General features: G+C 34.7%; 19 protein-coding genes. 6 read left to right on the forward strand and 13 right to left on the reverse strand.

Annotated features, from left to right (window positions below; all coding sequences use genetic code 11):
* From NGI30_RS07580 to NGI30_RS07590, 3 genes are read left to right on the forward strand one after another with little or no spacing between them, the layout of a single operon-like run.
* Positions 1–477: a Na+/H+ antiporter subunit E gene (locus NGI30_RS07580; protein ID WP_251519322.1), complete on the forward strand. Its 477-nt coding sequence runs from the start codon at positions 1–3 to the stop codon at positions 475–477.
* 2 nt (positions 478–479) lie between these two features.
* Positions 480–773 carry a Na(+)/H(+) antiporter subunit F1 gene (locus NGI30_RS07585; protein ID WP_251519320.1) on the forward strand — a complete coding sequence of 98 codons (294 nt, stop codon included), beginning with the start codon at positions 480–482 and terminating at the stop codon, positions 771–773.
* A complete protein-coding gene (locus NGI30_RS07590; RefSeq protein ID WP_251519318.1) occupies positions 751–1,107 on the forward strand; it encodes a Na+/H+ antiporter subunit G1 in 357 nt (118 codons plus the stop codon). Before NGI30_RS07585 ends, NGI30_RS07590 begins: the two co-directional genes overlap by 23 nt.
* Before the next feature lie 122 nt (positions 1,108–1,229).
* Here the strand turns inward: NGI30_RS07590 and NGI30_RS07595 are convergent, their stop codons facing one another.
* From NGI30_RS07595 to NGI30_RS07620, 6 genes are all read right to left on the reverse strand, one after another.
* A complete protein-coding gene (locus NGI30_RS07595) occupies positions 1,230–1,604 on the reverse strand; it encodes a PaaI family thioesterase (protein ID WP_251519316.1) in 375 nt (124 codons plus the stop codon).
* Between the two features lie 37 nt (positions 1,605–1,641).
* Positions 1,642–2,958 carry a Na+/H+ antiporter family protein gene (locus NGI30_RS07600; protein ID WP_251519314.1) on the reverse strand — a complete coding sequence of 439 codons (1,317 nt, stop codon included), beginning with the start codon at positions 2,956–2,958 and terminating at the stop codon, positions 1,642–1,644.
* Positions 2,959–3,204: 246 nt separating this feature from the next.
* Entirely contained in the window at positions 3,205–4,680 is a 1,476-nt protein-coding gene (locus NGI30_RS07605) for a M17 family metallopeptidase (RefSeq protein ID WP_251943233.1), read from the reverse strand.
* Between the two features lie 130 nt (positions 4,681–4,810).
* The gene (locus NGI30_RS07610; protein WP_251519310.1) at positions 4,811–6,019 is read right to left on the reverse strand and encodes an NAD(P)/FAD-dependent oxidoreductase; all 1,209 of its coding nucleotides are present in this window, start codon (positions 6,017–6,019) and stop codon (positions 4,811–4,813) included.
* A 238-nt stretch (positions 6,020–6,257) separates the two neighbouring features.
* On the reverse strand, positions 6,258–6,617 hold the full coding sequence (locus tag NGI30_RS07615) for a HesB/IscA family protein (protein WP_251519308.1): 360 nt from the start codon (positions 6,615–6,617) through the stop codon (positions 6,258–6,260).
* Positions 6,618–6,631: 14 nt separating this feature from the next.
* Positions 6,632–6,868 (reverse strand): YuzB family protein, encoded by a 237-nt coding sequence (locus tag NGI30_RS07620; RefSeq protein WP_251519306.1) that lies wholly within the window; start codon positions 6,866–6,868, stop codon positions 6,632–6,634.
* A 372-nt stretch (positions 6,869–7,240) separates the two neighbouring features.
* On the opposite strand from NGI30_RS07620, the gene NGI30_RS07625 reads away from it, so the two are divergent.
* The gene (locus NGI30_RS07625; RefSeq protein WP_251519304.1) at positions 7,241–8,305 is read left to right on the forward strand and encodes an NAD(P)/FAD-dependent oxidoreductase; all 1,065 of its coding nucleotides are present in this window, start codon (positions 7,241–7,243) and stop codon (positions 8,303–8,305) included.
* 61 nt (positions 8,306–8,366) lie between these two features.
* Here the strand turns inward: NGI30_RS07625 and NGI30_RS07630 are convergent, their stop codons facing one another.
* On the reverse strand, positions 8,367–8,687 hold the full coding sequence (locus tag NGI30_RS07630; RefSeq protein WP_251519303.1) for a YuzD family protein: 321 nt from the start codon (positions 8,685–8,687) through the stop codon (positions 8,367–8,369).
* Between the two features lie 104 nt (positions 8,688–8,791).
* On the opposite strand from NGI30_RS07630, the gene NGI30_RS07635 reads away from it, so the two are divergent.
* Positions 8,792–9,034: a NifU family protein gene (locus tag NGI30_RS07635; RefSeq protein WP_002472275.1), complete on the forward strand. Its 243-nt coding sequence runs from the start codon at positions 8,792–8,794 to the stop codon at positions 9,032–9,034.
* Between the two features lie 125 nt (positions 9,035–9,159).
* On the opposite strand, the gene NGI30_RS07640 is transcribed toward NGI30_RS07635, so the two are convergent.
* Genes NGI30_RS07640 through NGI30_RS07650 form a run of 3 tightly spaced genes read right to left on the reverse strand, consistent with a single transcriptional unit; the run spans position 9,160 to position 11,356 of the window.
* Positions 9,160–10,128 carry a 2-hydroxyacid dehydrogenase gene (locus NGI30_RS07640; RefSeq protein WP_251519301.1) on the reverse strand — a complete coding sequence of 323 codons (969 nt, stop codon included), beginning with the start codon at positions 10,126–10,128 and terminating at the stop codon, positions 9,160–9,162.
* A 10-nt stretch (positions 10,129–10,138) separates the two neighbouring features.
* Complete coding sequence (nucF, locus tag NGI30_RS07645; RefSeq protein WP_251519299.1) at positions 10,139–10,918, reverse strand: 5' nucleotidase NucF; 780 nt, start codon at positions 10,916–10,918, stop codon at positions 10,139–10,141.
* A 6-nt stretch (positions 10,919–10,924) separates the two neighbouring features.
* Positions 10,925–11,356 carry a DUF86 domain-containing protein gene (locus NGI30_RS07650; RefSeq protein WP_251519297.1) on the reverse strand — a complete coding sequence of 144 codons (432 nt, stop codon included), beginning with the start codon at positions 11,354–11,356 and terminating at the stop codon, positions 10,925–10,927.
* Positions 11,357–11,508: 152 nt separating this feature from the next.
* Between NGI30_RS07650 and NGI30_RS07655 the strand changes: the two genes are divergently transcribed.
* Positions 11,509–11,775 carry a DUF3055 domain-containing protein gene (locus NGI30_RS07655; RefSeq protein ID WP_251519295.1) on the forward strand — a complete coding sequence of 89 codons (267 nt, stop codon included), beginning with the start codon at positions 11,509–11,511 and terminating at the stop codon, positions 11,773–11,775.
* 69 nt (positions 11,776–11,844) lie between these two features.
* Here NGI30_RS07655 and NGI30_RS07660 read toward each other — a convergent pair whose 3' ends face one another.
* The 3 genes from NGI30_RS07660 to NGI30_RS07670 form a co-directional block, all read right to left on the reverse strand.
* A complete protein-coding gene (locus tag NGI30_RS07660) occupies positions 11,845–12,231 on the reverse strand; it encodes a YutD family protein (RefSeq protein WP_251519293.1) in 387 nt (128 codons plus the stop codon).
* 225 nt (positions 12,232–12,456) lie between these two features.
* A complete protein-coding gene (gene lipA / locus NGI30_RS07665) occupies positions 12,457–13,389 on the reverse strand; it encodes a lipoyl synthase (protein ID WP_251519291.1) in 933 nt (310 codons plus the stop codon).
* 83 nt (positions 13,390–13,472) lie between these two features.
* A complete protein-coding gene (locus tag NGI30_RS07670; RefSeq protein WP_251519289.1) occupies positions 13,473–14,789 on the reverse strand; it encodes a bifunctional metallophosphatase/5'-nucleotidase in 1,317 nt (438 codons plus the stop codon).
* Positions 14,790–14,792 lie beyond the last annotated feature (3 nt).

Consider the following 14,792-nt stretch of genomic DNA (forward strand, 5'->3'; position numbering starts at 1 on the left):
ATGGCAGTCCAAGTATTCGTAAATATATTACTTTCCGTTTTTTGGTTATTTATTACAGGCAGCTACACTTTGAATAATTTTGTACTCGGGTATTTATTAGGCATCTTACTTGTTTATATACTACGTGGTGTATTACCTGGAAGATTTTACATTATTACAGTTTATAAGATTATTAAACTCGTTTTTGTATTTTTAATTGAACTCGTAAAAGCTAATATTGATGTGATTCGCATCATTATCAAACCGAAGATGGACAATAAGCCAGCATTTTTCACTTATACGACAGACTTAAAACACGATTGGCAAATTGTATTACTATCAAATTTAATTACATTAACACCAGGTACAGTAGTTTTAGGTGTTAGCGATGATCGTACGAAAATTTATATACATTGCTTAGATTTCAGCACAAAAGAAGAAGAAGTTGAAAGTATTAAATCTTCCCTTGAAAAAGTGGTAAGAGAGGTAGGCGAATAAGTATGAATTACAGTATTATTCTCATTATTGCTTTGGTCATCGTTTCGTTATCATTGATTGCAATGCTCGTTCGTGTCATCCTTGGTCCTTCATTAGCGGATCGTGTCGTAGCATTAGATGCTATGGGGATTCAACTTATGGCTATCGTAGCGTTGTTCAGTATTTTTACTGGCACGAAATACATGCTAGTAGCAATTTTATTAATCGGTATTTTAGCCTTTTTAGGAACAGCTGTTTTTGCGAAATATATGGATGAAGGTAAGGTGATACGACATGATAGCAAAGATAGTGATTAGTATTGCACTGATACTCGTGGTCCTCGGATCAATCATTAGTGCATTAGCAGCGATTGGTCTATTGCGTTTAGAAGATGTTTACTCAAGATCTCACGCAGCAGGTAAAGCAGCAACATTAGGATCCATGTTACTCATCTCAGGTGTCTTCTTATTCTTTATCGGTGAGGAAGGCTACGTGAATATGCAATTGTTAATAGGTATTCTATTTATTTTAATTACTGGCCCCCTTTCGAGCCATCTCATCATTAAAGCAGCATATAATTTAAATACACCTTCTTCAAAAAGAACGAAGTACGACGATATTAAAGACGATTTACCAAATACGAAAATATAAAGATGACCCCACATCATACATTATTGATGTGGGGTATTTATTTGTTTAAAAAGGTTAAATTACAATGTAATAAAAAACGCTACAAAGAATGGTTAATGCATCCTTTGTAGCGTTTACTTAATTTATTTTCTTTTCTTAATTGCAATTGTGCCTCTCATCACACTAATTAAACGTTCAGTGTCATCTTTAATTTCGATGTTCCATACTTGAGTGGATTTACCTTCATGTATAATTGTTGCTGTAGCATAAATTGTACCGTCCGTTGTAGAGCTAATATGGTTCGCATTCATTTCTAAACCGAGTGGAATATATTTTTCAGTATCAATTAAATTTGCAGCACCAATCGAACAAGCCGTTTCTCCTAACGCTAGGTTTGCTCCCCCATGCAAATAACCAAACGGTTGTTTTACTGCATCCGAAACTGGCATAGACATGATAACTAAACCATGATTTTCTTTTTCAACTTTCATACCTAATGTTTCTAACATATTAGTCATTACGGACACCCCATTTTAAATAATTACTTCTACATCATTATAATATCATTGCTGCTATCGTTCCAAATATTATTAATGGAACATTATAAAAAATAAAGTTTGGTATACATGTATCTCTAATATGATCATGTTGGCCATCAATATCTAGGCCGGCAGTTGGACCTAATGTAGAATCACTCGCTGGCGACCCTGAATCGCCTAATGCGCTTGCCGTACCAATTAATGCGATTAACGCCATTGTACTTAATCCAAGTTGATCGCCTAGTGGTACAAATAGAGCCGAAATAATAGGTATCGTTGCAAATGAAGAACCAATACCGAGTGTCACGACTAACCCAATGATATACATTAAGATAATACTAAGTAATTTATTATTTCCTGTGATATCACTCAAACCATGCACAAGTTTATTAATGTCTCCTGTTTCGTTCATAACTCCTGCAAAGCCATTTGCCGTTAAAATAACCACGCCAATAAATGACATAATCTTTATACCTTCAATAAATTGATCATCTAGCTCTTTCCATTTATAAGCTCGTGAAATAAAGAAGACGAGCACCCCAGCTAATGCACCAAATATCATTGAATCTGTTAACATTTGTACAACAAAAGTAACGATGATAGCTACAATTGTAACGCCAAGTACATAAGGTTTGAGTTGAGTAATGTTCTCTGCTTTTTCAGTTTTATGCTCTGTATAGCGTCTCGGCTTTCTATAATAATAAAGACCTATCGCTAATCCTACAATATAACCGATGGATGGAATAACCATTGCTTTCCAAACCATACCGATTTCTATTGGGTGATGTGCTTTTTCGAATCCATTTTGAATGATTTGGTGGAATATTTGACCGAAACCAAATGGAATTAATACATACGGCCAACATAACCCGAATCCAATAATTAAAGCAATCTGTCTTCTATCAATTTGTAATTCATTAAATAAGCTAACTAAAGGTGGAATCACAATTGGAATAAAGGCAATATGTACTGGAATTAAATTCTGACTCATGATACTTAAAACAAGTAAAGCTATGACAATAATTATCTTTACTTTCACACGAGAAAGTTTACTATTTTCTGCTTTTATCCCTTTAATAATCTTGTTTACTAAATAGTCTGTAATACCACTATAAGAAATCAATGCTGCGAAACCACCTAATAAGGCGTAACTTAAAGCAACTTCTGCACCATCTACGATATTCTTACCGAATACTGATACAATTTTAGTAATATCCATCCCCGATAATAGTCCACCGACAACTGCACTAATAAATAAACTGATTACAACATTCAATCGACAAAGACATAGTACAATCATCAGTGCTACTGCAATTACTACTGAATTGAACACGCTCCCACTCCCTTTACTTCATTATCGTACTAAAGTATTATAAAAACATACTACCAACTTATAATTGATATGTCAATGTGACTTTTATCAACGTTTTCATACCAAAGCGTTAATATAAAAAGCCAATATATGGGAGTGAGACTGAAATCAAATTTACTAATAAAGCTTTCATAGTCCCACTAGTTGAAAAAAGTCTGAGACAGCTATTTTTTGTCTCAGACTTATGTTACCTCATAAATTGTTAAGTTATTGTTTTCTTAACCAATCCACTATCGTTGCAATCAAGTAACCTGTTGGCCCCTTTGGCCCTAGATGTGTTGCTTTATTAATGGTAGCTGGTCCAGCAATATCAAAATGTAAATGTGGTGTAGCACCTGCAAAATGACTTATAAATGTCGCAGCAAATAATGCTTTACCATGGCCGTTAGTATGATTGACAAGATCTGCGACATCATTTTTTCTAATGAGTTGCTCTTCCGTATCAGTCATAGGTAATTCAAATACGTATTCATTCATAAGTTGAGCTGAAGATAATATTGCGTCTAGTGGGGCTTGTTGGTTGTTTTTAAACACTGCAGCTTTATCTTCTCCTAATGCTGCGACTGCTGCACCTGTAAGCGTAGCGAAATCTAATATCATACTTGGTTGGAATTGATTAGCGTAAAATACTGCATCACCTAATACAAGGCGACCTTCTGCATCTGAATTTAACACTTCAACCGTTTCACCACTTAAAGCAGTAAACACATCATCCGGTTTCATAGCAGCATCATTGATCATATTTTCCGCAGCAGCAATAACCCCGATGATATTCACTTTAAGTTCTAATCGTTGTGCAGCATCTATCATCGCTACAACGTTTGCAGAACCACACATATCATATTTCATTTTCTGCATGCCTACTTTGCTCTTTATAGAATATCCTCCAGAATCATAAGTAACACCTTTACCTACTAAGGCAATTGGTGCCTCATCTTCACTTGCGCCTTGGTACGATAATGTTATTAATCTAGGAGAATGAATTGACCCTTTTCCCACAGCATGAATTAAACCAAAGCCTTCATTTTGTAACGTTTCTCCATCTTTAACATCAACACGAACTTGTGTATCTTTAAAATGATTAATCATACATTCCGCATAATAAGATGGCGTTAAAATATTAGGAGGCATGTAACTAAAATCTTTCGCTAAATTAATTGATGCGCCAATAGACTCTCCCTGCTTGATATCATCATCTATAGCATCGTGTGTAGTTTGAATAGTTAAATTCAATTGATACGGTGCTGCTTTATTGTTTTTATAACTATCAAACTGATAAATAGATTGTACACTTTGACGACCTAGCATCTCTGCTGTATTAGAAGTAGCTATGGCTTGAGATAACATTGTATCAAATAGCAACGTACCTTCATGGATACGTTCTTTTTTTAAAAATTGGAATAAATTCCCAAATACTACAAGTAAGTCACTGACTTTAAGCGACTTTAAATTACCTAATCCAACTGTAATCACTCTTATAGATTGTCCTTTAAGTGGATAATACGTAGACGTCATTTTACCTAAATTACTACTAATGATTTTGTGCTTTTTCAATTCTTCTAATATTTCATTTACTGATTCATTATTGACCGTTACAGAAACAAGTTGATTCAAATGTTCTGGTACCCCTGCTATAATGACTTGATTTTCGAGTTGATCATTTTCTTTAATGTTTAATTGCATAACAAAACCTCACTTCTAAAACAAAATTCAACTTTATATGATAGAACGTTGATTAATAGTAAAAAAAGGCTGAGACATACAATGATGCCTCAGCCCTCGGTATTTCTTAAATATTTGAATTGGATTTAAATTAGAATTTACCTTTTTTGAAAGCTAAGCCCATGCCACCGATTTTGAAGATAGCACGTGTATCGATAACTTTCTTCATGAATGCTGCTTTTTTACCTTGGATGTCTCTACCGTAAACGATACCAACACCATCATTTGCACCTAATGAACATACTGTTCCGCGATCAACGTAATTGAATTCTTGAGTTGGTTGACCTTCTAAAATATTCTTGATGTTTAATGCTGTATGCTCACCTTCTTGCATAGCGATTTGAGCTGTAGTTGGTAATGGACGTTCTTCACCTTCTGGGATGAATGCTGAACAGTCACCAATAACAAAGATGTCTTCGTAACCTTCGATTGATAAATCTTGTTTGTTAACGATACGGCCACGTTTAACGCCTTCGAATGACTCTTCCATTAATTTGCTACCGCGAACACCTGCTGCCCATACAACTGTGTTAGCTTCTAATTGTTGTTCTACATCGTTAACTTTAACTACGAAACCTTTTTCGTTTGCTGCAACGATAGGTGTAGCAATCTTAAACTCAACGCCTTTGCTTTCTAAATAGCTTACTGCGTGGTTAACTAATTCGTCTGAGAATTGAGGTAACATTTTTGGAGCTGCTTCAACACAAGTAATTCTAACTTTGCTTTGTTCAACGCCATATTTGTTACATAATTCAGGAATACGATCTGTTAATTCACCTAGGAATTCGATACCTGTGAATCCTGCGCCACCAACTAAGATTGCTAAATCTTTGTCGTCTTTTTCTTTAGAAGAAGCGTAGTTCGCAAATTTGTCTTCGATGTGACGAGATAATTTACGTGCTGTTAATACGTTTTCAATTTGGAAAGCATAGTCTTTCATGCCTTTGATACCAAATGTTTCGCTTTCGAAACCTAATGAAACTACAAGGATATCAAAATCGAAAATGCCAGCGTCAGTTTCTACTTTCTTAGCATTGCGGTCGATTTTAGTAACTTCTGCTTTTACAAAGTTTACTTTATCTTTGTCTAATACACTTTCAACTGGGTAAAGTACGTCTTCGTAACTCTTAGTACCTGCTGATGCTTCGTGTAACCAAGTTGCTTCATAGTGATAGTCATTTTTATTGATTAAAGAAATTTCCGCTTGGTCTGCTGAAATTTCTTTTTGTAATTTAGTAATAGTTTGTAATCCAGCGTACCCCGCGCCTAGAACTAAAACTTTTTTACGATCTTGAGCCATTTCATTCACCTAAACTTTCATAGTTTTTTTGTTGCTTCAGTCTTTTTCTATACCCTCATTACTCCTATGTAAGTCACAAAAAAGACAATTTTTCATCCAATTCTAATTTTATAGTTTTTAACATTGATTTTCAAGCGCTAGCCCCAGATATTGAAAGGGAATTCTCAATTAAAATAAAAGACTACAACGCCGTCATACTTTATAGCGACGTGTAGCCTTAAAAATCTATATTATTCGCTTAGCAATCTTCTGGAGTGCCTGCGACTTTAGCTGTTCTAAATGAGCTGCCACAACCACAAGATGCAATTGCATTTGGATTATCTATTTGAAATCCTCCGCCCATTAATGATTGTTTGAAATCGATTGTTGTACCTTCTAATACAGGTTTATCTCCTTTATCAACAAGCACTTTTAAACCATGAAATTCTAAGCATTCATCATTGTCTGCAGGTTCATTCTCTGCTGACATACCATAAGTAAGCCCTGTGCAGCCTCCACCTTGTACTTTAAGTTTTAAATAGCCATCTGCCATATCGTTTTTTTCAAGCATATCTTTAACTTCATATGCAGCTGCTTCTGTTACGTTAATTACTGCCATAATCTATTACCTCCTTAGAAAATCCATGTAGATTCTATATGTGCATAAATATTTTGTAATAAGTCATCTGGTGATTCACCTTCAACGATATCACCATTCACCAATGCATACAATTCACTAGAACATAGTCCACAGTTTTGTAAGCAACCATATTCTAAAACATCAACGCCTGGATCGTTTTCGAGTTGTTGATATACGTAGTCTCCACCTTTTGCTAAATTTGAGATGCAGAACTCAACTATTGGATTCATAATACACCCTCTCATTAATTAATCAGTTATCCAATTATAACAAAAATAACATCGTACTGACTACAGACTAGCTTAATCGTTTAAATCCATGTTTTATTATGTATATTCCCTCAATACGTATGTTAATCGTCTAAAAAATTTGATATCATGAAAAAGCTATTAATATTTTTTAAATTTAATCTAATTTTCACACAATATGCATTTGTAGTCACTTTTAAAAAAGCATATAATAGAAACAAGTAAGTAGGTTATGAATTTGGTATAATAAAGTAAAATATGACATTACCACATTGCATTTAGTAACTTACAACAACACTTTTTTATTTAATACTACATACGTTATTCAATAATTTAACTGAAGGGGTATCAAAAATGAAAAATTTAGTTCTTTTAGGTGGCGGTTATGGTAATATGCGCATAATGTCACACATTTTACCTAGTGCACTACCTGAAAATTATTCACTCACATTAATTGATCGTATGCCATACCATGGTTTAAAGCCAGAATTTTACGAACTTGCGGCGGGTACTAAATCTGATAAAGATGTTCGTATGAGCTTCCCAGATTCAGATCGTATTAATACTGTTTATGGTGAAATCAATGACATTAATCTCGATGATCAAATCGTATCTGTCGGAGACACAAAGGTAGATTATGATGAATTGGTCATCGGACTTGGTTGCGAAGATAAATACCATAACGTACCTGGAGCAGAAGAGTATACACATAGCATCCAAACGTTATCTAAATCCCGTGAAACATTCCACCATATAAGTGAATTGCCAAATGGTGCCAAAGTCGGTATCGTTGGTGCGGGTCTAAGTGGTATTGAATTAGCAAGTGAGTTACGTGAGAGTCGTGAAGATTTACAAATCTTCCTATACGATCGCGGTGAACGTATCTTAAGTAGATTCCCAGAAAAGCTCAGTACATATGTAGAAAAATGGTTTAAGAAAAATGATGTAACAGTCGTACCAAATTCTGACATCAATCGCGTTGAACCAAACAAAATCTACAATAATGATGTTCCTGAAGAAATGGATCTTATCGTCTGGACTGCAGGTATACAACCAGTTGAAGTCGTAAGAAATTTACCAATCGATATTAGTAAAAGTGGCAGAGTAATATTAAACCAATATCATCAGGTGCCTACATACAAAAACGTCTTTGTCGTTGGTGATTGTGCAGAATTACCTCATGCACCAAGTGCGCAACTTGCAGAATTACAAGGTGATCAAATTGCTGACGTGATGAAATTACAATGGGAAAATAAACCATTACCAGAAAAAATGTCTGAAATTAAAATCCAAGGATTCTTAGGATCTCTTGGTGACAAAAAAGGCTTTGCCTATATTATGGATCGTACTGTAACTGGTCGCCTTGCTTCAATATTAAAATCAGGCGTACTATGGATGTACAAATATCATAACGGTTAAAGTTATTAAAAAGAAAGGCAATGAACGATGGTTCATTGCCTTTCTTTTTTGTGTTGTTAAATTATAAATCGGAATGTTGTTCCATAAATTTTTTAATATCATTTAATTGCACATACCCATCAGAAACATATTCATCATTCATCGTAACTAACGGATAAAATAACTCATCATCTTGGATACGTTCTATAAACTGTTGATCATGATCCGTTAAATTTTCTGTATCGCGCTCAATATCTATATACGTAAATTCAAACTGTACATCCGGATACTTTCTGTTTAATAATGGTTTTAACCAATCATACGTATTCCGTGATGTAGGTGCATTAACACAACTCGCACATATAACGTCCGCGCCATACACAACTACACTTACCTTATCCATATTATTCATCCCTTTAGTTTCAATTATAGATTTTTCTCCACGTATCTATTATAATAGAAAAATAAGTAGAACTTGAAATTATATACTTGAAAGGAGGCATTTCCATGCCAACTGAAAACGCAACGATGTTTGATCAAGTAGCAGAAGTTATAGAGAAATTGCGTCCATTTTTACTACGTGACGGTGGCGATTGCTCACTCGTGGATGTAGAAGATGGTATTGTTAAATTACAACTCCATGGCGCTTGTGGTACATGCCCTAGTTCAACAATTACATTAAAGGCTGGTATCGAACGTGCATTACACGAAGAAGTACCAGGTGTAGTTGAAGTAGAACAGGTATTCTAATAAACTATTTTTCATTTTTAAAATATCATTTATCGGTACGCGATAATGCGACATATATATTTTAAATAGAAAGCCTAAGACAAATCCCATTGTCTCAGGCTTTTAATAATTACAATCATCTTTTATTAATCATCTAACTGGACTGGTGTCTTTGGAGGTTGGTTATTAAGGACTCTTGTAATGTTATCTACACACAATTGAACCATACGATCTCGTGTCGTTACTGAAGCACTACCAATATGAGGTAGGATGACAACATTATCCATCTTTAATAGAGGATGCGACATATCAATTGGTTCTTTACGTAAAACGTCTAAGCCACACCCTGCAATTTCTTTATTTTGAAGTGCATCGATTAATGCCTTTTCATCAACGACGGCTCCTCTACCGATATTGATAAATATCGCGTCACTTTTCATTTTTTCAAATACAGGTTTATCGAATTTATTTCTTGTTTCCTCTGTTAGTGGCGCAGTACAAATAATGAAATCACTATGTTCAATAAGTGTATCAAATGGAACATATAACGCGCCTAGCTTTTCTTCGGCATGTCTATTGCGAGTACGATTATGATACATAACTTGTGTATTAAAGCCTTTGAGTCTTCGCGCAAATGCTTTACCGATATCACCCATGCCGTAAATACCAACTTTTGAATTAAATAAATCCTTTCCAGCAAGTAAATATGGTGCCCAACTTTGCCAATCACCTTGTTGTACATAATGTTCCGCTTCAACGATACGACGTGCGACAGTTAACATTAACGTAAAGCCTAGTTCTGCCGTAGTTTCAGTTAATACTTTCGGTGTGTTCGTTACGACGATACCTCGACTTTGAGCAAGAGACACATCAATATTATCAAAGCCAACAGCCATATTGGCGATGACTTTAAGATTCGGTGCTTGGTCTATCACCGTATCGTCAATCTTTTCACTTAATGTTATAAAGCATGCCGTTGCATCTTTAATACTTTCTAAAAACTGATCTCTTGGCATTGGTTCATAGGCTTCGTCCCACATGTACACTTCATAGCTTTGTTCTAATTGCTCAATAAACTTTTGAGGAATCTTTCTAGTCACAATAACCTTGTCCATATAAACACCCCTATTTTTCTAATTCGTTTATAACTTCATTTAAATCTTTAAAGCTGTAAGTTGGTGCTATATCTTTTTGTTCTATCTCAGATTTTGTAGTAACACCTGTCTGTACATGAATCGTATCGATATTTGCGTTAATACCAGACATAATATCTGTATCATACAAATCTCCGACCATCGCAACATCAGATAAATCCATATTCAATATATCTAAAGCCATGTCCATAATAATCGTTTGTGGTTTACCGATAAAGATGGGTTGTGTGCCTGTTGAAACTGATACGACACTAGTAATTGCACCATTTCCAGGTAAAAAACCTCTCTCTTTAGGTATAGATACATCTTGGTTTGTTGAAATAAATTTCGCACCATTTCTAACGCCTAACGTAGCAGTAGCTAATTTATCATACGTCACTTGTTCGTCTAAACCGATGACTACATAGTCTACGTGCTCATCCTCTTTAAGCACTAACCCTTTATCTGTTAGTGCCTTTGATAAACCTGTACCACCTAACATAAATACAGAAGCACCAGGTGTTAGCTCAGTTATATATTCCGCAGTAGCCAAAGCAGAAGTGATAACTTCCTCTTCTTTTGCTTCAATACCCATCGTTTGTAACTTAGATACTACATCTTTCGGTTCTTTAGTAGAATTATTCGTCACATAAAGATGTGGGATGCGTTGTTGATTTAAATATGAAATAAATTGCTTCGCACCATCTATCGGCTCATCACCTTTATATAATGTGCCATCTAAATCAATTAAATAAGCTTGATATGCTTTCACTCTATATCATTCTCCTTTTTGACCAAAAGCTGTAATCGGTACATTTTCATTGTCTAAAAATTGCACGACCTCTTCAATAAATTGTTGATAATATTGAAGGGCTTCATCAAATAATGGTATTAGTTGTGTCGTATCTAGTTCATCATACTTATGAACAAATTGTTTACGCACATCAACAGTTTGATTGATTTGGGTTTGTGTATCTTTTGATATCACACCTTCAAGTTCCATGATATCAATCACATCTTTATAGTTACCAGGATCCCTTAATATAAAGCCGTCGATAATCATATTACCAATGTCGACGGATGATTCTATCAACATCTGTGCAATTCGTTCAAATGCATAATAATTATCTTTATTTTTTGGATAATCCTTGATGAGTTGTTGTAAATAGTTCAATTTTTTACTAAGTTGTTGTTTATTAACAAAATACATTTGCGTCACTCCTAACACTATTATCTTACCATATCTTTACAGGCTAAATCATTTATGGTTATACTGAAAAGCATGATGAATCTTAGGATTTTCGACCACTTTAATTTAACAGTAAATTAATGGTTCAACCATGATGATAAGGAGCTATTATTATGATAGATATGTTCTTATATGATGATGACGAAACATCACAAGTACAATTTGTCGGTTTCGTCGGTGATCATAGCCGTTATGATCTCATGCTTGTTCAAACAGATCGCCACTTCGGTAAGACCATCGTTCTGAATATGCAAACGAATAAGTTTGGTATTATCGGTACAGATGATTTAGAAGAAGAAGGCTATATCGCCCATATTCTTGGCGTTTCTGAAGAAGAAGGCAATGAAATCACAGAATATTTACAAGAAGTAATTCAATAGTCAAAAAGCTAGGAATGAGATGAAATAACATCGTTCATTCCTAGCTTTTATTTTTTGATCACTTATTAATTATGGGTGCTCATTTTCTTGGATTGTCGGTTTTATCTTTACATCTTGCAGTTTATCCTGCTCCGTCACTACCTCAGTCTCTACTTCCTCAGCATTTTCGCGTTTTAGTTCACGATGGGGTATGCGTTTTACAATAAAGTAAGGACAACCGAAATTACAGTATTCTAGTAAGTAGTCTTGTATAGTAGAAAATCGCTTACTTACCTCTGCTTTCTTATTACTATCTTTGTAAAACCCTTTAAGTCTGAGTTGTTCGTAGCCATAATCACCAACGATAAAATCGTATTTATCTAATATTTCTGAGTAACGGTTCGCAAAATGCGTTTCATCAAAGCACTCTCTATAATCTTCTATCAATTCGAAGTAGAGATTATTTATCTTTATCATATAATTCACCTATTTTAATCCTCTATTTAAACATACCATAGCTTTTTAAGCCTTATTCATCAACTATTTATACTATACCATAATAAAATTTTATCAGTTGAATCGTAATCGTCCAAAGTAATACCTATGTATTTATTGCGAAATAAAGACTTAGTTCATACAAAGCAACACATTTTTATCAGTTGCCTTATAAATTGAACTAAGTCTTCAATTCATTTTATATTTTTATTTCATATTTTGTTCTTTTTGAAGTTGTTCTTCACCCATACGGTGTTTTTCTTTAGCTGCTTCGTTAACTTGTTCGTCTGCATGGTAAGAACTTCTAACTAATGGCCCTGCTTGGCAATGTTTGAAACCTTTGTCCATTGCAATTTTTCTTAATTTACCGAATTCTAATGGTGTGTAGTATTTCTCAACCTTTAAGTGTTTACGTGAAGGTTGTAAATATTGACCAATTGTTAAGATGTCTACATCATTCGCGCGTAAGTCATCCATTGTTTCTAATATTTCTTCATGTGTTTCACCTAGTCCAACCATTAAACTTGATTTTGTAGGGATATCTGGTTGTAATTCTTTAGAACGTCTTAAGAATTCTAAAGTACGATCATACGTAGCACGTGCACGGACTCTAGGTGTTAATCGACGAACAGTTTCAATGTTGTGGTTAAGAATATCAGGTTTAGATGCCATTAACGTTTCTAACGCTTCAAAATCTCCGCCCATATCTGATGGTAAAATCTCGATTGAAGTGTATGGATTACGTTCACGTACTTTACGTACAGTTTCCGCATACACATTTGAACCAGCATCTCTTAAATCATCTCTTGCTACAGCTGTAATAACAACATGCTTCAAGTTCATTAATTCAACTGATTCAGCTACTCTTTCTGGCTCATCTAAGTCTAATTCATTAGGAAGTCCCGTTTTAACAGCACAGAAACGGCAAGCACGTGTACATACCGCACCTAAAATCATAAATGTTGCAGTACGACGTTCACCCCAACATTCGTGTATATTTGGACACTTTGCTTCTTCGCAAACAGTGTGTAAGTTCTTTTCTCTCATCATTTTTTTAAGACCAGTGTAATTCTCGTTAGTATTTAACTTGATCTTCAACCAATCCGGTTTACGTAGAATTTCTTCATTTTTTGTAGCCATATCAGCAAAATCCTCCCGATTTCAAATTTATCCTCATTATAACAAATATAATTTATTTTAAAACGTAAATCGCTTACAAACTATTACGTGAGTAATGCATTTTTAAAAATATCTCGTAAAAATTCTGGCATCAAATATTCTATAGATTGCTCTTTTAACATCGGGAAATAGCGTCCGAATGTATACATATCTACTGTGCCCAATATATATGTTTCATCGTCTTGTATCTCTTCATCCCCAATAAAATATCGCGATTCTGATTCAATTAAACCGATATTATATAAAATATATCCGCCAAAGATATCACCTCTAAATCCTAATCCTTGCGCATGTTCATTTATATATTCTTGCTTTTGACTTTTAATTATAACATCTTTCAATACTTTACCGGAGAGTTTAACACGAACAAGATTAATAGGATGTGGCAACATTTGATGGATATTGTACTCTGTAACTTGATCTGCAATCATATCACGCACAACTAAGCCAGCGTTAATAATTGTACCATCTGCTTGAGTGAATTCGAACACACTTTTAGCTAACATATATGATGCTTGTGAAATAGAATCGGTGTGTCGAGGTAAGTTAACAGGTCTATCAATTACCGGTTCACTCAATAGTCGTTTACCTTCTTCAGCAAAGTGCGTCTCAACATCAGGCAATGTTTCTACAGGATGTATCTTTGCTGTTTTATTTACGACCGTTTTATTTTCAATCTCTAATGTAACTTCTCCTACAAAGTGACCGTATTTTCCGGCTGCAGCCATTAATACACCGTTATTCATTTCTCCATTTTCAAAATAGTGGTGTGTATGACTACCTAATATGAGGTCAATTTCAGGTATTTCTTGGCACAACTTTTCATCGAAGAATATACCAACGTGACTCATCACAATTAGGATGTCGTACTGTCCTTGTTGCGCGTTAACTTCATCTTTTATCGCTTGTAGTGGATCCGTTACGAGCCAATTTAATGCACGATAGAAAGGCGTAAACTGTGCGGTTGCAGCTACAAACAAAATACGAACGCCATCAATTTCTTTAATATATGATGACGAAATATGGTTTGGTAATTGTCCTTGCTCATCAAACACATTGGCACAAGTGATATCAAATTGTGCATCATTATATAGATTGTTTAAAGCTTCATGAGAAATGGTCATGCCTTCATTGTTTCCTATAGTAGCTAAATCACACTGTGCTTTGTTTAATAATTCAACATTTCTTAATCCCATCGTTGCTTCTGTGACGGGAGCGGATAAATCAACATGATCGCCGATATCTAAATAGAGTGAGGGGTGTGTAAGCTTTGGACGTGCTTCGGCTAAATATGCTGAAATCCTAGCATATTCATGGAGATGACTGTGTATATCATTCGTATGAAAAATTGTTAATTTCATCTT

Origin of the sequence: Staphylococcus sp. Marseille-Q5304 (genome assembly GCF_943737015.1) — a bacterium.
Taxonomy (GTDB): Bacteria; Bacillota; Bacilli; order Staphylococcales; family Staphylococcaceae; genus Staphylococcus; species Staphylococcus hsinchuensis.